This is a genomic window from Desulfococcus multivorans, assembly GCF_001854245.1.
GTDB classification, from domain to species: Bacteria; Desulfobacterota; Desulfobacteria; order Desulfobacterales; family Desulfococcaceae; genus Desulfococcus; species Desulfococcus multivorans.
This window is the reverse complement of record NZ_CP015381.1, coordinates 3488224-3507614: the sequence shown is the minus strand read 5'-3', so window position 1 is coordinate 3507614 and position 19391 is coordinate 3488224. Positions and strand designations below refer to the sequence as shown.

The 19391-nt window shown below is 62.6% G+C and carries 14 protein-coding genes; 9 read left to right on the top strand and 5 right to left on the bottom strand.

The features are described from left to right. Positions 1–12 precede the first annotated feature (12 nt). A complete protein-coding gene (locus dmul_RS15355) occupies positions 13–1689 on the bottom strand; it encodes a fatty acid--CoA ligase (RefSeq protein ID WP_020877701.1) in 1677 nt (558 codons plus the stop codon). Positions 1690–1980: 291 nt separating this feature from the next. Between dmul_RS15355 and sat the strand changes: the two genes are divergently transcribed. From sat to dmul_RS15310, 9 genes are all read left to right on the top strand, one after another. Beyond that, the gene (gene sat / locus dmul_RS15350) at positions 1981–3252 is read left to right on the top strand and encodes a sulfate adenylyltransferase (RefSeq protein WP_020877700.1); all 1272 of its coding nucleotides are present in this window, start codon (positions 1981–1983) and stop codon (positions 3250–3252) included. Between the two features lie 155 nt (positions 3253–3407). Next, positions 3408–5414, top strand: a complete 2007-nt coding sequence (gene mnmG / locus dmul_RS15345; RefSeq protein ID WP_020877699.1) for a tRNA uridine-5-carboxymethylaminomethyl(34) synthesis enzyme MnmG — start codon at positions 3408–3410, stop codon at positions 5412–5414. Positions 5415–5432: 18 nt separating this feature from the next. After that, complete coding sequence (locus tag dmul_RS15340) at positions 5433–6272, top strand: NTP transferase domain-containing protein (protein ID WP_020877698.1); 840 nt, start codon at positions 5433–5435, stop codon at positions 6270–6272. A 137-nt stretch (positions 6273–6409) separates the two neighbouring features. Next, on the top strand, positions 6410–6616 hold the full coding sequence (locus dmul_RS15335; protein ID WP_020877697.1) for a heavy-metal-associated domain-containing protein: 207 nt from the start codon (positions 6410–6412) through the stop codon (positions 6614–6616). Between the two features lie 8 nt (positions 6617–6624). Next, a complete protein-coding gene (locus dmul_RS15330; RefSeq protein WP_020877696.1) occupies positions 6625–9084 on the top strand; it encodes a heavy metal translocating P-type ATPase in 2460 nt (819 codons plus the stop codon). Positions 9085–9319: 235 nt separating this feature from the next. Further along, entirely contained in the window at positions 9320–9898 is a 579-nt protein-coding gene (locus dmul_RS15325) for a NifB/NifX family molybdenum-iron cluster-binding protein (protein WP_020877695.1), read from the top strand. A gap of 322 nt (positions 9899–10220) precedes the next feature. Next, entirely contained in the window at positions 10221–11135 is a 915-nt protein-coding gene (locus dmul_RS15320; protein ID WP_020877694.1) for a diguanylate cyclase, read from the top strand. A 128-nt stretch (positions 11136–11263) separates the two neighbouring features. Beyond that, positions 11264–11851 (top strand): YceI family protein, encoded by a 588-nt coding sequence (locus dmul_RS15315; RefSeq protein WP_020877693.1) that lies wholly within the window; start codon positions 11264–11266, stop codon positions 11849–11851. 10 nt (positions 11852–11861) lie between these two features. After that, positions 11862–14051 (top strand): SpoIIE family protein phosphatase, encoded by a 2190-nt coding sequence (locus tag dmul_RS15310; RefSeq protein WP_144016380.1) that lies wholly within the window; start codon positions 11862–11864, stop codon positions 14049–14051. 12 nt (positions 14052–14063) lie between these two features. On the opposite strand, the gene dmul_RS15305 is transcribed toward dmul_RS15310, so the two are convergent. The 4 genes from dmul_RS15305 to dmul_RS15290 are packed head-to-tail and all read right to left on the bottom strand — an operon-like array spanning position 14064 to position 18772. Further along, positions 14064–15275 (bottom strand): ABC transporter permease, encoded by a 1212-nt coding sequence (locus tag dmul_RS15305; RefSeq protein ID WP_020877691.1) that lies wholly within the window; start codon positions 15273–15275, stop codon positions 14064–14066. Then, positions 15275–16003, bottom strand: a complete 729-nt coding sequence (locus dmul_RS15300; protein WP_020877690.1) for an ABC transporter ATP-binding protein — start codon at positions 16001–16003, stop codon at positions 15275–15277. The genes dmul_RS15305 and dmul_RS15300 overlap by 1 nt, the downstream gene beginning before the upstream one ends. Then, positions 16000–17277 carry an efflux RND transporter periplasmic adaptor subunit gene (locus dmul_RS15295; protein WP_020877689.1) on the bottom strand — a complete coding sequence of 426 codons (1278 nt, stop codon included), beginning with the start codon at positions 17275–17277 and terminating at the stop codon, positions 16000–16002. The genes dmul_RS15300 and dmul_RS15295 overlap by 4 nt, the downstream gene beginning before the upstream one ends. Continuing rightward, positions 17261–18772, bottom strand: coding sequence for an efflux transporter outer membrane subunit (locus dmul_RS15290; RefSeq protein ID WP_020877688.1), 1512 nt, complete (start codon positions 18770–18772; stop codon positions 17261–17263). The genes dmul_RS15295 and dmul_RS15290 overlap by 17 nt, the downstream gene beginning before the upstream one ends. Positions 18773–19391: the final 619 nt, after the last annotated feature.

Genomic DNA, 19391 nt, shown 5'->3' with positions numbered 1-19391 from the left:
TGCCGGCCTGGATCAGGGGCCGTTTTTCAGATCGAAGGGCACCGGGGATTGCTTTTCGAGCAGCTGCTTTCTGCTGATTTTGCCGACGCTGGTGGTCGGGATGGTCTCCACGAAGGCGATCTTGTCGGGGATACCCCTTCCGGGAAGGCCGGCCGCTTTCACCCGCGCCGATAGAAACTCCCTGAGATCCTCCTCGGTCATCCGGTCTCTGTAACCTTCCTTGAGAACGACGAAGGCCATGGGGCGCTCCCCGTATTTTTCGTCGGGAACGGCGACCACCGCCGCCTCGGATATCCCCTCGTGCTCACAGATCAGATCTTCCAGGGCCATTGTGTCGATCCATTCCCCCCCCGCCTTGATGGCGTCGCGGGTCCGGTCCGTGATCTGAAGATACCCGTCGGCATCGATAAAGCCGATGTCTCCGGTGTGGAGCCATCCGTCGCTCCAGAGCTTTTCGCTTTTTTCGGGATCCTTGGCATATCCCTGGGTCAGCCACGGCGCCCGAAGGACCACCTCGCCGATGCTCTTGCCGTCGTGGGGAAGCGGCGTTCCCTTGATATCCGTCACCTCGATATCGACCATCGGGGAGGGAATTCCGGTTCGGCACCGGACGTCCACCTGCCGCTCCGGATCCCACGACCGCATCTCCGGCTTGAGAAGGGAGGCCGCCAGCAGAGGCCCGGTTTCGGCCATGCCGTAGACCGAACAGATGTCGATGCCGAGGGAAAGCGCCGCCCGGCAGACCGATTTGGACAGCGGAGCGCCTCCCACGATCACCTTCCATCCCGTGAGACCGAATCCGCGGATATCGGGGCAGTTGACGAGGGTGTGGATCATGGGGGTATCGGAGTGAGAAAAGGTGACCCCCTCCCGGACGATCAGGTCCAGGATGGCCTTGGGGTCGTATTTGCCCGGATAGACCTGCTTGGCGCCAAGGAGCGTGAAGAGGTAGAAGAGACTCCAGGCGTTGACGTGAAACATGGGCGTCAGGGGCATGTAGACGTCGTCGGCGTTGACCGAGGGATGGAAACCATAGGCACAGAGGCCGGCCATGACGCCGTAAGTGTGCAGGACGAGCTGCCGGTGGCTGAAGCAGACGCCTTTGGGGGAGCCGGTGGCGCCGGTGCTGTAGAAAATGGACGCCATGGCGTTTTCGTCGAAATCGGGAAAGGAAAAGACGTCGTCATGTTGGGTCAGCATGGATTCGTACTCCCCGATAACGGTGAGGGCGGTTTCGGGGAAGATGCCGTCGTCGGTGATGAGAATGATCGTTTTGGGGCCGTCCAGGCGGTCCTTGATGGATTCGAGGGCCGGGAAGAAATCGGCGTTGGCCAGAATCACCCGGGATTCAGCGTGGTTGAGGGTGTGGACCAGGCTTTCGGGGGGTCGCCGGATGTTGATGGGATGGAGGACGCAGCCCATCATGGGAATGGCGAAGAAGCACTCGAGGTAGCGGTGGGAATCCCACTCCATCACGGAGACGGTCTCCCCCTTCCGGACGCCGATACGGTTCAGGGCGTGGGCGAGCTGAGCGATCCGCCTGTCGAGGTCCTGGTAGGTGTAACGGACCCGGTCTTTGTAGACGATTTCCCGGTGAGGGAAATATCTCATGGGAGGTCGGAGCAGATTCTTGATCAGCAGCGGATAATCGTAGGCCGACGGGGTCCGTTCTATCTTCCTGACTGTCATCTTGCCTCCTAAAATGGTATGTTTTTCCCAAAACATTTAGACCTATATCATGGCCGATGGGTTATTCCAAGCGAATCTTGACGCGGGTCGAAAGTCGGCGTCGCGCCGCCGTCCTTCAGGAGGGGGATTTGTCGTGGTGTTTTGATTAAACTTGACAAATCTCTTTTTCCGGATTAATTGTGATTCCTTATGGAAAGACACGAAGGATGCCGCTTCGTATAGGTTGGCTTCGAGGTCACCGGCGACGGGTGACTTATATACTACAAACCTTTTTGAAAGGAGACTGAAAGGATGTCCGAACTCGTACCGCCTCATGGAGGAAAAGGGTTGGTCTGCTGCCTGCTGGAAGGCGCTGCTCTGGAAAGTGAAAAGAAAAAGGCCCAGGGGCTTAAAAAAATCGAGATTTCCGCCCGCGCCAAAGGCGACCTGATCATGATGGGTATCGGCGGCTTCAGCCCGCTGAACGGTTTCATGACCAAGGCGGATTGGAAAGGTGTTTGTGAAAACTTTCTGATGGCCGACGGGACCTTCTGGCCGGTTCCCGTGACCCTCGACACCAATGACGAGAGCGTCAAGATCGGCGACGAGGTCGCCCTGGTGAACGATGGTGAGATTTACGCCACCATGAAGATCACCGAGAAATACGAGATGACCGACGCCGACAAACGGTGGGAGTGCGAGACGGTCTACAAGGGCGAAGGCGAGGACTCCAAGGGCGATTTCATGGCCAAGGCCCTGGAAGACCACCCCGGCGTCCAGATGGTCATGGCCCAGGGCAAATACAACCTGGCCGGACCTGTCAGGGTACTGAGCGAGGGCGAATATCCGACCAAGTATGCCGAGGTCTATCAGCGCCCCGCCGAGGCCCGCAGGATCTTCGATGAGAGGGGATGGAAAGAGGTGGCCGCCCTCCAGCTCCGCAACCCCATGCATCGTTCCCACGAGCATCTGGCCAAGATCGCCATCGACGTCTGTGACGGCGTATACATCCACTCCCTGGTGGGCAATCTGAAGCCCGGCGACATCCCCGCCGAGGTGCGCGTGAAATGCATCGACGCCCTGGTCAAGGGCTACTTCGTGCAGGACAAGGTCGTGCAGGGCGGCTACCCGCTCGACATGCGCTATGCCGGTCCCCGCGAAGCGCTCCTCCATGCCACCTTCCGCCAGAACTACGGCGTCTCCCGGATGATCATCGGCCGCGACCACGCCGGCGTCGGCGACTTCTACGGCATGTTCGAAGCCCAGACCATCTTCGACAAGATCCCATATGCCGCGGATACCTGCCCCGTACCGGGAAGAGCGCTGATCTGCACGCCGCTGAAGATCGACTGGACCTTCTACTGCCACAAGTGCGACGGCATGGCCTCCCTCAGGACCTGCCCCCACGGCAAGGATGACCGTGTCCTGCTCTCCGGCACCAAGCTCCGCAAGGGCCTCTCCGAGGGCACCCCGATCCCCGATCACTTCGGGCGTGAGGAGGTTCTTGAGATCCTGCGCGAGTATTACGCCGGCCTGGAAGAGAAGGTCGAGATCAAGACCCACAAGGCGGCCGACGGCGCCTGATGCGATGACGCCGTAACCGAATCCGGTTAGATAACGAGAAACACCGAAGGGGGGTGCCGAATGGGGCATTCCCCTTTTTTCGTGGAACGCACCCCGAACGGCTCCCGCCCGGAGGCATGGGCGACCCGGCGCCGAACGGGGGATGGAAAGACGGTATGACCCTTTACGAAAAACCCTATGATGTCATCGTGGTCGGCGCGGGGCACGCCGGATGCGAGGCCGCCCTGGCGCCGGCCCGCATGGGCCTCGACGTCCTGCTGCTGGCCATCGATCTGGACAAGGTGGCGGCCATGCCGTGCAGCCCCTCCATCGGCGGCATGGCCAAGGGACAGCTGGTCAAGGAGATCGACGCCCTGGGAGGCGAGATGGCCCGCGTCACCGACCGGACAGCCCTCAGCTACAAGCTGCTCAACACCAGGAAAGGGCCGGCGGTCCAATCCTCCCGGACCCAGAACGACAAGAAGCGCTACCACATGGCCATGAAACAGGCTATCGAGGCCGAGTCCCGCATCGACCTCAAACAGGCCATGGTCGAACGCCTGGTGGTGGCGGATGAACGCATCGTCGGCGTGATGGACCAGACCGGTTTCGGGTATCGGGGGAAGGCCGTCATTCTGGCCACCGGGACCTTTCTGGGCGGTCGGGTCCACATCGGATTTCAGCAGATTCCGGCCGGTCGGGCGGGGGAATTCGCCGCCGAAGGCCTGGCCCGGCAACTCCGGGATCTCGGATTCGAGGTGGGTCGGATGAAGACCGGAACACCGCCGCGGCTTCACCAGGACAGCATCGATTTCAAGCGGTTCGACATGCAGGACCCGGCCCCGGGGCCCGTGACGCCCTTTTCCTTTGCCACCAGGACGGTCTCAATACCGCATCTGCCCAGCTACATGGGGCACACCACCGAGGAGAGCCGGAAAATCGTTCTGGACAACCTCGGGCATTCCGCCCTTTACGGGGGGCGAATCACCGGAGCCTCCGCCCGCTACTGTCCCTCTTTCGAAGACAAGGTCGTCAAGTTTCCGGATCGCAGCCGTCACCACGTCATCCTCGAGCCGGAGGGCGTCGATACCCGCGAGATCTATGCCAGCGGACTGGGCAACAGTCTGCCTCTCGAGGTTCAGATCCGGCTGGTCAGATCGGTACCGGGCCTGGAGGCGGCCGAGATCATGCGGCCGGCCTATGCCATCGAATATGACTACGTCAACCCGGTTCAGCTCAAACCGACCCTTGAGACCAAGCGGATATCGGGGCTCTACATGGCCGGCCAGATCAACGGGACATCGGGGTATGAAGAGGCGGCAGCCCAGGGACTCTGGGCCGGCATCAACGCCGCCTGCCGGATCATGGGGCGGCCGCCCTTCATCCTGGATCGGTCCCAGGCCTACATGGGGGTTATGGTGGACGACCTGGTGACCCGGGGGACCCGGGAACCCTACCGGATGTTTACCTCGCGGGCCGAGTATCGGCTCATGCTCCGGGAGGACAACGCCGATATCCGATTGATGGAGATCGGCCACGACCTGGGGCTGATCGATGCGGCGGCGGTCCGGGAGGTCCGCGACCGCAAGGCCTGTATCGCTGCGGAGATCGAGCGGCTGAGACGTGCGGTGGTCAAGCCGGTGCCGGCCGTCAACCAATTCCTGGCCGCCCGGGGGACCCCGCCGATTCAGAACGGGATGCCCATGGACCAGCTCCTGAAACGGGCGGAGCTTGACTACGGCGCGGTGAAGACTTTCGCTCCGCCCCCCATCCCCTTGACGGAGAAGACGACGCGGCAGGTTGAAATCGAGGTCAAGTACGAAGGCTATATCCGGCGCCAGCAACGGGAAATCGAACGATTCAGGCACCTGGAGGCGATGCGGATTCCCGAAGGGTTTGACTACGGAGGCGTTCACGGGCTTTCCAACGAACTCCGGGAAAAGCTGACACGGATCCGGCCCGCCTCCCTGGGCCAGGCCTCCCGCATCGACGGCATCACCCCTTCGGCCATTTCGGTCGTCATGATCGCCGTCCGGGCCGCCGGAGCGTCCGCCGATGTGCCTCGACCGGACGCGAATGTCTCAGAGAAACCAAATGCCGGGGAGAAGGGATGCACGTCTTCCGGAATCCCATCCGTCGACCTGCGGTCACGTCCCCCGGAAGGGCCGTACCGGGAGGTCTGACCTTTGATTGGAGGAACCATGACACCTGATTCAAATATTGTCTCCATCGTGATGGCTGCCGGCCGGGGCAGCCGCATGAAGGATTTCGATGGCAACAAGACACTGCTGCCCCTCATCCCTGAAAAGAGCCGGTTCGAGGGGCGGGAGCCCATGCTGGTCCATGTGCTGCGCTCTCTGCCCGAAGGGGAAAAGGCGGTGATCGTACATTACCGGTGCGACGATGTCAAAACGGCGACCCGGAACTTCGCCCTGACCTACTGCCTGCAGCCGACCCTGAACGGGACCGGCGGGGCGCTTCTGGCCGTCCGGGCCTTCCTCGAGGCCCAGACCGCCGACCGGGTCCTGATCACCATGGGAGACGTCCCTTTTGTCCGGCCGGAGACCTACAGGGCGCTGATCGCCAAGCTCGATACCCACCACATGGTGGCGCTGGGATTTCGTCCGGCCGACAAGAAGCAGTACGGGGTCCTCGAGATCGATGGGGAACAGGTGCAGAGGATTGTGGAATGGAAGTACTGGCGGGAGTATTCCGAGGCTGCAAGGACGGCTTTGGAGGTCTGCAACGCCGGCATCTACGCCGTCCGACGGGGGGTGCTGACGACGTATCTGTCGGTGCTCGAATCCCGTCCCCAGTGCGTCGAGAAAGAACGGGACGGGCGGCTGACGACCATCCGGGAATATTTCCTGACGGATATCATCGAATACATGAACGCCGACGGGCTCCGGGTGGGGTTTGTCCTGGCCGAGGACGAGATGGAAACCATGGGCGTGGACGATCCGGCGGCCCTGGAGAAGGCCCAGGCCTATTATCGGCGACGGTGCCCGGCGCTTCACGACGGGGGGGCCGCTCTCCGGTAGCCGCTCCCCAGCGGCGTTAACGGCCGCGTTCCGGAAATTTCTCTCGTGGACAACGGTGAGTCGTGCATTATGTTGATAAGGTATCCGTCTTGTTGTGTTTCACGGCAGGACGACTTTGGAACGGAAAGGAGCGGGACATGGAAAAAAAGACCTTTTCAATTCCCAATATCTCTTGCAGCCATTGCACGGCGGCCATTCGGAATGAACTGGGTGAGCTTGCCGGGGTCGTTCGGGTGGAGGGGAATCCCGGGGACAGGACGGTGACGGTCGAGTGGGAGAAACCGGCCACCGAGGCCGACATCGTCGCACGACTCAGGGAGATCAACTACCCGCCGGCACCATAGGGGGCGTCATGAGTGAACAGAGCATCACCCTGCCCATATCGGGGATGACCTGCGCCAACTGCGCCATGACCATCGAACGGACCCTCGCCGGGCTGCCGGGGGTTTCGGAGGCGGCCGTCAATTTCGCCTCGGAGCGGGCACGGGTGACCTTCGATCCCGGGCAGGTCACGCTGGAACGGATAGTGAAGAAGATCCGGGAGGCGGGATTTTCCGTGGTCACCACCCGGGCCGAATTTCCCGTCACCGGTATGACCTGCGCCAACTGCGCCATGACCATCGAACGGACCTTGAGCCGAAAGGTGGCGGGCGTCGTGGCGGCATCCGTCAATTTCGCCGCCGAACGGGTTTCAGTAACCTATCTGCCGGAACTCGCCACCCTCGAGGAAATGGCTGCGGCCATCGAAAAGGCCGGCTTCACGGCCCTCCTTCCCGATGAGAGTGCGGACGCTGCCGATGTGGAGGACGCCGAGCAGGCGGCCCGGGCCGCGGAGATCCGGGACCAGACCCGGAAATTCCGGATCGGCGTACTTTTCGCCGCCCCGCTCTTCGTCTTGAGCATGGCCCGGGATTTCGGTCTGACCGGATCCTGGAGCCATGGGGCGTGGGTCAACTGGCTCTTTCTGGCCCTGGCCACCCCCGTCCAGTTCTATACCGGATGGGATTATTACGTGGGCTCCTGGAAAAACCTGAAGAATCGAACGGCCAACATGGACGTTCTGGTGGCCATGGGATCTTCCACCGCCTATTTTTATTCCCTGGCGGTGCTGATCATCCCCGCCCTGGGGGACCATGTCTACTTCGAGACCTCGGCCGTCATCATCACCCTGATCAAGCTCGGCAAGATGCTGGAGGCCCGTACCAAGGGCCGGACCGGACAGGCCATCCGCAAGCTGATGGACCTGACACCCAAATCGGTGACGGTGATCCGGGACGGCGTCGAGCAGGAGGTGCCTCTGGCCAGGGTGGCGGCGGGAGACGAGATCCGCGTCCGGCCCGGCGGATCGATCCCCGTGGACGGGGTGGTCACCGCCGGACAGTCAGCCGTGGACGAGTCCATGCTGACGGGCGAAGCGATTCCCGTGGACAAACAGCCGGGCGACACCGTCTTTGGGGGGACTCTCAATCGTGAGGGGATGCTCGCCTTTCAGGCGACCCGGGTGGGGCGGGAGACCGCTCTGGCCCAGATCATCCGATTGGTGCAGGAGGCTCAGGGCAGCAAGGCTCCCATTCAGGCTCTCGCCGACCGGACGGCCGCAGTGTTCGTTCCGGCGGTGATCGCCGTCGCCCTGGCGACCTTCGTTCTCTGGTGGGCCGTGGGCGGGACGTTCGTTCCGGCCATGATCCGCCTGGTGGCGGTGCTGGTCATCGCCTGTCCCTGCGCTCTGGGGCTGGCGACCCCGACGGCCGTCATGGCCGGCACCGGCAAGGGCGCCGAACAGGGGATCCTGTTTCGAAACGGCGAGGCCCTGGAGATCTTCTCCCGCATCGACACCGTCGTCTTCGACAAGACCGGCACCCTGACCCAGGGGGTTCCCAGAGTGACGGATCTCGTGGTGGTCGATAATACCGCCGCCGTTTCGGACGAGAATGCCCTGCTGCGGCTTCTGGCCGTCGTGGAGAAGGGCTCCGAGCACCCCATCGGAAAAGCGATCGTTCAGGCAGCCCGGGACCGGGGCATGGACATTCCGGACCCCACGGCTTTCAAAGCTTTCGGCGGTATGGGCGTCGAGGCCGCCGTGGACGGCCGTCACTGGCGTCTGGGAAAACCCGGATGGTTCGAATCAGCCGACGTCGATCTCTCCCCGGCCCGGGAAACCATCGACCGGCTGCGGCAGGACGGGAAGACCGTTATGATGCTTGGCGAGGCGGGACGGATCGCCGGCGTTGTCGCCGTGGCGGACACCCTGCGACCGGAAGCCTCCGAAGCCGTGGACACTCTCAAGGCACAGGGGTTGAGGATCCTGATGCTCACCGGTGACAACCGGCAGACGGCCATGGCCGTCGCCGCGCAGGTCCACATGGACGACGTGGTGGCGGAGGTCCGGCCCGAGGAGAAGGCCGACGCGGTGAAACGGCTCCGGGCGTCCGGACACAGGGTGGCTATGGTGGGGGACGGCATCAACGACGCCCCGGCCCTGGCCGGAGCGGACGTCGGCCTGGCCCTGGGCCGGGGCGCCGACGTCGCCATCGAGGCGGCCGACGTGATCCTCTCCAGCGGAAATCTGAACGGCGTTCCCGCTGCAGTCCGGCTCAGCCGGGCCACCCTGGCGACCATCCGCCAGAACCTGTTCTGGGCTTTTTTCTACAACATCCTCCTCATCCCCGTGGCGGCCGGAGCCCTCCATACGGTCACGGTTCTGCCTGCCTTCATCCGGGACCTCCACCCCATCATGGCAGCACTGGCCATGTCCTTCAGCAGCGTCACGGTGGTTACCAACAGCCTGCGGCTCTATCGCTCCAGGATCTGAAGCGCTTCCGACCTTCGATCCTTCCTCCCGCCGAATGCGGCCCTTTGACGCCCGGCACCGCCATTTGCCTGTGTTGAAACCCGTTTTTGGGTAAGATCGTCACGGCATTGCAAAAAAAACGGTGGGATTTCACGACGGGGGATTGAAAGAATGAGATAAATCCTTATAATGGTGTTATGAGCATATGTCTGAAACTCAAGCTTTATTAACTTACCCTTTATCAAGGAGGCGTGTGATGAAGATCGCGATCTCATCGACAGGGCCCGACCTGGATGCACAGGTTGAGCCGCGGTTCGGCCGTTGTCCCTATTTTATCATTGTGGATCCGGCATCCGGAGAATTTGAGGCGCTGGAAAACCAGGCCGCCGGGAATGCCTCGGGGGCGGGCGTCCAGGCCGCCCAGATGGTCGCCGATGCAGGGGCGGAAGCAGTCGTTACCGGCAGCCTGGGGCCCAAGGCTGCGAATGTGCTGCAGGCAGCGGGTGTGAAGGCCTATACCGGAAAATCCGGTACGGTGCGTCAGGTCATGGGGACATACCAAAGCGGTGAAGGGGGAGCGGCATCAACCCCCTCTTCCGGCGCAACCGGAACCCCCTCCGGAGTCGGTATGGGCGGCGGCGGTCGCGGCATGGGCGGCGGCGGTCGCGGTATGGGCGGTGGGGGTCGCGGCATGGGCAGGGGCGGCGGTCGAGGACTGGGCCCGGGCGGCGCCTGTGTCTGCCCTGGATGTGGGGAAACGGCGCCTCATCAGCCGGGGGTTCCCTGTTTTGATATGCGCTGCCCGAAATGCGGCGGCGCCATGACGCGATCCTAGACCGGACGATGTCCCGAATCTTCGGATAAATCTTGATGGGGCCAGTGAAAATCTATTTGCCTATCCCGGTGGTGAAGCATTATGTTAATATGGATAAGAAGCCCATTTCATCTGCTGAAAGGACCGACAGCGACCGGCTTTCCAGGCTTCCGAACACTGTGCTCGATCCGGACGATTCCGAAGAGACGCGCCGCTTTTCGTGGTAAAGTATGAACGGCGGCGCGCCGTGAACCCGATCGAAGAGGCGCATTTCCATACCGTAAGCAGAGGCCGGCGAGAGCGTTTCGGACGGCCGGACGTTTTTTGGAAAAAGGTATTGGAGATGCAACTGACAAGCGAAAAGCTGAGAGCCGTCGTCAAAGAACTCGAAGAGGCGGTCATCGAGCACCAGCGGTGGCTTCACGCCTGGCATCGCAGCCTGATATTCGATTTACCGCTGAACGAGGTCTGCTTTTCAAGACATTCTTACCGGCAGTGCCGTTTCGGCCAGTGGTATCGCGGTCTTCCCTCCGCCGTCTTGAGCCGTCATCCGGGGTTTACGGCTATAGATCAACACCACCGCAAGCTGCATGAAAGCGCGTATACCCTGGCCGCAAAAATAGAATGCGGCAAGATAATCACCATTGGCGACTATGAAAACCTTATTGAAAATGAAAGGAATTTTTCAAAAGCTGTTTTAGATTTCAAAGAGGAGCTCCTGAAAACCCTGTTTGAATTCGATCCGCTGACGGATATCCTCAATCGACAGGCCTTTATCCGGATTCTCGACGGCGAGCTTGCGCGATTGTCCCGAACCGATGAGTCCTGCTGCATTTGCATGGTGGATCTGGACCATTTCAAGGCGATCAACGACACCCACGGCCATCTGGCGGGAGACAGGGTGCTGAGGGTCACCGCCCAATACCTCAACCATAAAATACGGCCCTATGATTCGATATGTCGCTATGGCGGTGAAGAATTTCTGATCTGTCTGCCCAACACCGATCTGGAGAGGGCAAAGCATATCATGAACCGTCTGCGAACGGGTCTTGCATCCCTGAACATCGATGTGGATGAAGAATGCTCACTGAACGTCACGGCCTCTTTCGGTATCACCAAAATGGTAATCGATATATCCATCGAGGGGCATATCGCCCGAGCAGACGAAGCGATGTATGCCGCGAAACAAGGCGGCCGCGATCGGGTGGTGGTATATGAAGAGATGTCGCTATCACTGAATCACGAGAAGCAGGCCTGACCTTCGTCGATCCTTCCCTGTCCGACCTCGATATCCCTGTCGCCCGCTGTTGACAAACCGAAATCATTTTTTACCTTAAAGCTTTGATCTTCGATTCATCCCCCACTCTCCAAGGAAAGGAATGCAGCATGAGTATAAAACGCGATGTAACGGGGTTGTGGATTGGAAGTCTCCTGGCAGGAATGTTGCTTTCGGGTGCAACGGCTGCGGCAGAGACCTATCAGGTGGATCCGGTCCATTCCTATGTCCTGTTTCGGGTAAAGCATCTTGACATCGGGTATTCTTACGGTCGCTTTCCAGGACCTGCAGGCGTCATCCAGTGGGACGACGCCGCGCCGGAGAAGAGCCGGGTGGAGATGTCGGTGGATGTCGCCTCCGTTGATACGGATGTCGAAAAACGGGATCAGCACCTCAAGAGCGCTGATTTCTTTGATGTCGAGCAGCACCCGGCCATCACCTTCAGGAGTACGTCCATAAAAAAGACCGGAGACGAGACCTTTGCGGTGGCGGGCGATCTCACCCTTCTGGGGAAAACCCGTCCCGTGACGGCGGTGGTGCGGCGGACCGGTGCCGGAAAGGACCCCTGGGGACAGTATCGCATCGGGTTTGAGACCGTCTTCACCATCCAGCGGAGCGCCTGGGGGATGAATTTCATGTTGAACGGCGTCAGCGACGCGGTCGATATAACGGTGAGCGTCGAGGGCATCCGGCAATAGAAGAACCGCCTTGAAACCGTCGATGCGCACCCCCGACGAAAGCGGGGATGGCGACGCCCGCTTGACGGAGAGGGAGATACCGGTGGCGCTCGCGGATTTCGCCAAAGTGAAAATTCGTCTCGTCCTGGCGGTGTCGGCATTTGTCCTGGCCGCCGCCGCCCAATGGGGGGGAGGTGATCTTTATGAACGGCTGGACGCAACCCTGGTCGACCGCCTGGCCGAACTGAAGGGTATGCCGACGGAAGGCGTGTCTGCCGGCGACGCCCTTTCCGGCGCGTCGGATCCCATTGTCTACATCGATGCCAATTTCTATTACGATCGCTCCCACCACGCCCGGATCATCGACAATCTCGCCGCGGTAAAGATCAGAAGTCAGATTGTCGATTTCGTTTTCGAGGAGCATCTCGGGGATGAAAACGATCGGCGGATGACGGCGGCGGTAAGGGCCGCCCGGCGCGTCTACCTGGGGATGGTGTTCGGGTCCCTCGAGCCTCCCGTGAACGGGGTGTGGGGCTCGGCCCGAGGGGACGCCGCGGACCCCGAAGACTGGGCCGCGTCCGTCGTCTCGTCCTCTGATGACGTCTTTGTCGGCCGTCACCCCCGGATGACGGCCTCGCACCTGGCGAAAGCCGCTGCGGGCATCGGATTTTTGAACCTTCCCGCCGATGCCGACGGCATTCTGAGAGGCCTGCCCCTGTTTGTTCGCCACCGGGGCGCCTTCTACCCGAGCCTCTCGCTTCTGGCGGCCTGTGATTACCTGGGCGTTTTACCTGCGGACATCGAGGTCGACCCTGAAAAACAGATCATCCTCAAAGGTGCCAAAACCGCCCCCGGGGCGCCGGGCCGGGACATCGTGATTCCCGTTGACCGTCGCGGCCGCATGCTTGTCAATTTCAACGACATTCCGACCCGGACGGCCCATTACAGCTATCGGGAGATCTTTCGGGCCGCTGAAGACCCGGGCGTGAGGGCACGGTTGGAGCGGGATCTCGCCGGAAAAATCGCCGTCATTGCCGAAAACGTGGCTGCCGAGGTCAAGGTCCGACCCGCCGGGGGGCAAAAGCGTCTCACGACGGGGGCCGTCCACGCCGCCGTCATCCGGAATATTCTTTCGGAGACGTTCCTGCGCACCCTGTCCCCGGGAGTCGGCATAGGGGCTGCTGCGGTGTTGGCCATCGGTATATTCGGGTTGTCCCTGATCTGTTCGTCCACAGGCTTGATACTGGGAACCCTGGTGCTGTCCGGCCTCTATCTGGGAACCGGCGCAATTGCCTTCACGATGTTTTTGACTCTCCCGCCCTTTTCAGCGCCTTTGTTCACGGCGGGGTTGACCTGCGTTTTCATCCTGGCAGCGATCGCCGCGGAGCGGGCCATGCACTTTGCCCGTACCGAACAGGCCCGGCATCGGGCGGAGCACGAGCTCGACATCGGTCGCCGGATTCAAGCCGGTTTTTTCCCGACGATTCTGCCGGAGGTCGGGGGATGGGAGATCGCCGCGCATTTTCATGCCGCCCGTCACGTGTCGGGGGATTTCTATGATGCCTTTTGTTTTGAAGACCCCAGGTACATGGGGGTGGTGATTGCCGACGTGTGCGACAAAGGGGTGGGGGCCGCCCTTTACATGGCCATATTCAGGAGCCTTGTACGTATCCTCTCCCGGGCATCCGGCGTCGACTGCGGCGCCGCGCGGGGTCCGGAAAATTTCGACCCTTCACGGGTCCTTGCGAAAACGATCCGCTCCGTCAACGAATACATTGCCGTCACCCACGAAAAGGACGCCATGTTCGCCACCCTCTTCTTCGGAATTCTCGATACCGAGACCGGAGAGCTTTTCTACATCAACGGCGGCCACGAACCGCCGCTGATCGTAAGCGGCCTCGGGATCAAGGCGCGTCTGGCGCCCACGGGGGCGGCGGTGGGGGCTTTCCGGGAGGCGTCCTTCACGGTGCTCCGGGTCCGCATCGGCCCCGGGGAGACCCTCCTGGCCTACACCGACGGCGTGACCGAAGCCTGCAACCCCGCGGGGCGACTGTTTACCCGAGAACGCCTTGTCCGGAGGGCCGGCGCCTTTTGCGCTGCCCCCCGCCACCTCATCGACGAGATCAGGATGGAGATCGAAAGCTTCACGTCGGCCGACGGCCTCCGCGACGATGTCACCCTTCTGGCCCTGGGACGACAACCTTCGGCGAGTGCGGATTAGGATGATGGATCCTCATTCGGCCCGGAGCGCCTCGATGGGGTTCAACCGGGCGGCCTTCCGGGCCGGGAAATAGCCGAAGACCACGCCCACGGCGCCGGAAAAGAAGAACGCAGCCCCAACGATGCCGGCGTTGAAGACAAAAGGAATGCCCATCATCCGTGCCCCCGCCATCGCCGCCCCGAGTCCCAGAATGATGCCCGTGAGGCCGCCAAAGGCGGAAAGGACCACCGCTTCCACCAGAAACTGGAGCAGGACGTCCCGCTCGAGTGCGCCGATGGCCAACCGGGTGCCGATCTCCCGGGTGCGTTCCGTGACCGACACCAGCATGATGTTCATGATGCCGATGCCGCCCACCAGCAGGCTCACGGCGGCCACGGCCGCCAGGAGTCCCGTCAGGACTCGTGTGGTGCCGGTGAGGGTGGCGATGATCTCCTTCATGTCGCGGACGGTGAAATCGTCTTCCTTGCCCGGGGAGATGCCCCGGCGCTGACGCATCAGGCGTTCGATATTGGCCTGGACCGTTTCGGTGGCGACGCCGCTTTTCGCCGACACCATGATGGCGGTGACGTCGGTGTTTCCCGCAAGCCGGCGGTGGAGGGTCCTGAGGGGGATCAGCACGATGTCGTCCTGGTCCATGCCGAAGCTGGACTGCCCCTTTTCCGCCAGGAGACCAATGACCTTGAAGGAGATCCGGCCTAACCGGATGGTGTCCCCCACCGCCTCCGCCCTGCCGAAAAGGGCCTCCTTTACCGTTGCGCCCAGAAGACAGACCGCCTTTCCGGAGCGGATTTCCCCGCCTGTGAAGTTTCGGCCCGCCCCGATGTCCCAGTCCCGGACCTCGAGATACGCCGACGTGCTGCCGGTCACCGAGGTGGACCAGTTGGCGTTGCCGTAAATGGCCTGGACGGTCTGACTCGCCGTCGGCGCCACGGCCGAAAGACCGGGGATCTGACGCGCTACGGCCGCGGCATCGGCGGCCTCGAAGGGCCTGGCATCGGATCTTGCCCCCCCGGGCCCCCGGAATCCCTGTCCGGGTCGAATCTGGAGCATGTTGCTGCCCAGTTTCCCGATGTCGCCGGCGACCTTGGCGGTGGCGCCGTCCCCAAGGGTCACCATGGTAATGACGGCGCCGACCCCGATGACGATGCCCAGAATGGTGAGTGCGGAGCGCAGCACGTTGCGGCGGATCTCCCGCTGGGCCAACATACAGGTTTCCCAGAGCATCAGGTTTCCTTGTCCTCTTCAAATCCGCGGTCGATGCGGCCGTCGCGGAACTGGATCCGTCGGCCGGCATAGGCCGCCATATCGGCCTCATGGGTGACCATGAGGATGGTGATGCCCCGCCGGTCATTGAAGTCGGCAAGGAGTTCCATGATCTCTCGGCTGCGGGCGCTGTCGAGGTTGCCCGTGGGCTCGTCGGCCAGAAGCACCTGGGGTTCGCTCACGATCGCCCTCGCAATGGCCACCCGCTGCTGTTGCCCGCCGGAGAGTTCCCCCGGCGTGTGGGCGGCCCAGTCCGCCAGCCCCACCGTCTCGAGGGCCGCCAGGGCCGACTCCCGGCGTTGCCGGGCCGGTATCTTCCGGTAGATCAGGGGCAGTTCCACATTCTCCAGGGCCGAGGTGCGGTTGAGCAGGTTGAACCCCTGGAAGATGAAACCGAGGTAGTGGCGGCGCAGCAGAGCCCGCTGATCCCGGGTGAGGCCCCCCACATCCACCCCGTCGAAGCGGTAGGTGCCCTCGGTGGGGGTGTCCAGGCATCCCAGGATGTTCATGCAGGTGGATTTTCCCGAACCGCTGGGACCCATCACCGCCACGAACTCGCCCCTGGCGATGGTGAGATCGACGCCGTCCAGGGCCCGCATGACCGCATGCCCCTTGCCGTAGACCTTCGTGACCCCCCGGAATTCGATCAGGAGGGCGCTTCCGGCCGCTTTGCTGCAGGTTCCGGTCATGACGCCTCTCCCACGGCGTCCACCACCAGCGCCTGCCCGGCGTTGAGCGCGCCGCCGGTGACGGCGGTGAGGGACCCGTCGGTGGCGTCGACGGTTACGGGCACCGGTACGGGACGGCCATCCTTCAAAACCCATACCTGCCTGGCGTCGGGAGTTTCATCCGAACCGGCCCTGGGTTTTCTGGAATGGGGCGGACGCGGCAGGATCGCCCCCATCAAACCGCGGCGTTGGGACGTTTTGGGCTGGGGCGGCGTGAAATGGAGGGCTGCGTTGGGCACCAGGAGGGCGTCGGTCCGGCGCTCCACCGTGATGTCCGCCGTTGCCGTCATTCCCGGCCGCAGCAGCAGATCGGGGTTGTCGACATTCATGATGGCCGTGTAGGTGACGACGCCGTCGGTGTCCTGGGCCCCGAATCGCAGCTGGGTGATGCCGGCTCTGAAGGTGAGGTCGGGATAGGCGTCCACGGTAAATTCGGCGGATTGCCCCTCCTTCACCTGGCCCACGTCGGCCTCGTCAACGTCCACCTGGAGCTCCATCCGGCGCAGGTCCTCGGCCAGGGTGAAGAGCACGGGAGCCTGAAGGGAAGCGGCCACGGTCTGCCCCGGATCCACGTCACGGTTCAGCACGATGCCGTTGACCGGAGAGTATATGATCGTCCTGGCCAGGTTGGCTTCGTCTTCGACCCGTTGGGCGTCGGCTTCGTCAATGGCCGCCCGGGCGACGCCCACCGCGGCGACGGCCCGGGCCAGGGCGGCTTCCGCGGTCTCGAGCTCTTCCACGGAGGGCAGTTTTCCGCCGGTCATGGCACGGGTCTTCCGGTACCGGGCGAGGCGCTTTTCCGTTTCCACCCGGGTTGCCCCGGCCTCCTCGAGCCTGGCCCGGGCCGAGGCGAGGGCGGCGCGGGACTTCATAACAGCGGCCCTGAACTTGATATCGTCCAGTCGGGCCAGTGGCTGCCCCTTTTCCACCGGGTCGTTGTAGTCAACCTCTACCGTCTTGATGATGCCCGACAGCTCGCTGCCCACCATCACCTCGTTGGTGGCGGCGAGGTTTCCGGTGGCCGTGACGGTGACCACCAGGTCGCCGCGGGTCGCGGGTCGGGTAATGTAGGTGAGGGCGTTCCTATCCGCCTTCATGCGCCATATTGTGACCGCGGCGATGAGGAGAAGAAGGGCGACACCCGCCCCGATGATCCATCGTCTGCGGCGGGCGCGACTTCGGGTGGCGCCGATGCCCAGCGTTTTCCGGATGTCGGTTTCAGGGGGTTGTTTCATGGCTCTCCACTGGGATGAGGGGTTGGGTTTCGGAAGCGGCCGGTCGAACAACGTCCCATCCACCGCCGAGGACCTTGTAGAGGCGCACGAGATTGGCGAATACCGCGCCCCGGCTCGCTGCCGCATCGTCCTCGAAGGTGAGCAGGGATCGCTGGGCATCCAGCACGTCGGTGAACCCGACGAGACCCGACACGAAGCGCTGTTCGGCCAGATCGGCCGCCGACCGGGCCGAGCGGGTGGCCGCTTTCAGGGCCGTGAGCTTTTCCTGTTCCCGGACATAGGCGACCAAGGCGTTCTCCACCTCCTCCAGAGCGTTCAGGATCGCTGTTTCGTAGGCCAGCATCGCCTGCTCCTGGATGGCAGTCTGAATTTCGATGCCGCTGCGAATGGCGCCGGCGTCGAATATCCGCCAATTGAGGGCGGGTCCGATGCGCCATTGCCGGGACGAAGTCTGGAGGAGATCCCCGAGGGAGAGGGCCTCCAGCCCGATGGTGCCGTCCAGGGTAAACCGGGGATACCGTTCGGCTTCGGCCACGCCGACCCGGGCGGTTTCCGCCGCCAGGATCCGTTCCGCCCTGCGGATGTCGGGGCGGCGGCGCAGAAGGTCCGCCGGGACGCCGATGGCGGCCTGGATGGCGACCTCGGGCAGAGGACGTGCCGCGGACAGCATTTCATGGACCGATCCCGGGGGCCGGGCCGTCAGGATGTCCAGCCGGTTAAGGGCCTGTGCCAGCCCGGTTTTCAGGTCGGGGATCCTGGATCGGCTGCTTTCCAGGTTGTACCGCGCCTGTTCCGCGGCCAGCCCGTCGCCCAGGCCGGAACGGTGGACCGTGTCCAGCAGCGCCCAGGTCTCCTCCTGGGTCGCCACGTTGGACCTGGAGACGGCGAGCCGGGCCTGGTAGGTTCTGACGTCGATGTAGTTGAGGGCCACCTCGGCCATCAGTGAGATTTTCACGTCCTGGAAATCCGCTTCATCGGCCGCCAGATCCGCCTGGGACGCCTCGAGGGACCGTCGCAGGCCCCCGAAGACGTCGAGCTCCCATGCGGCATCGACACCGCTCCAGTAGAGTTCGGATGTGCCGCCGGCGCCGCTCTTCCCGCTGCTTCGGCTTTTGCTCGCCGAGGCAGCGGCGTCGACGGCTGGAAACAGGTCTGCACGGCGGCCGCGCTGACGGGCCCGGGCCTCCCGAACGCGGGAAAGGGCCTGTTTCATGTCCAGATTTCGGCGGACGGCCGCGTCGATCAGGGCGGTGAGGGCCGGATCATCGAAGGTCTCCCACCAGCGCGCCAAGACCCCGGCATCGGATTTCCCGGAGCTCTCGGAGACCGGCGGGCGGGCGTACCAGGCGTCGGGCGTCCGGATGTCCGGTTTCACATAGTCGGGGCCCACCGGCGCACAGCCCCAGATGAGCAGCCAACAGACGATCAGGCCGCCAATCGCGGTGCGGATCCGGCCTTGCAGCCGGCGGGCGAAAATGTCATCATTGCGTTTCATGGTTTCAATGCCGTTTCATTCATGTCAACAGTCCTGGTAGAACTGACGCGAACCGTTCCGATCCATTGGATACCTTCAACCTTCGGATGTCGTGGTGATGACGGGCTGAGTGATATAGTATCAGTCGGCGTTTCGATGCATTGGGTTACACCTGGATCTGCCGGGTGTCTTTTGGCTTCCCCGGCAGCCCGGATCTCACGGTATCGATGACGCTTCCAAAGCCGTCGGGGAGGAGGGGCGTTGTCGGCCGGAAAGGGATGCTCGGACCGGGGAAGCGTCAATGAATCGCTCGATTTTTCAAAACGGCAACATACGAGAGGCCTGTACCGGTGTCAACACGTTTGATATCTCAACCCGGGTTTCCAGGCCGCCCGGAGCAGGCTTCAGCGGCATTTGATCGAAACCGCGCGGGGCATGGGTCGTCCCCTCGGTACTGGAAATTGAAAATATGGATGAGACTTTTCCCGGCTGCGAGAGGCATCGGTTGCGAAGGGCATTCCGCCTGTGGTAATGGATGGTGAGCCCTGGAAGGCACGTGCGAGGACGGATCCGCCGTGCCGACCTCGGCGGAAGGCAACAGGATCGTCGGATGTGCAACGATCCCGAAACGACGGAGTGA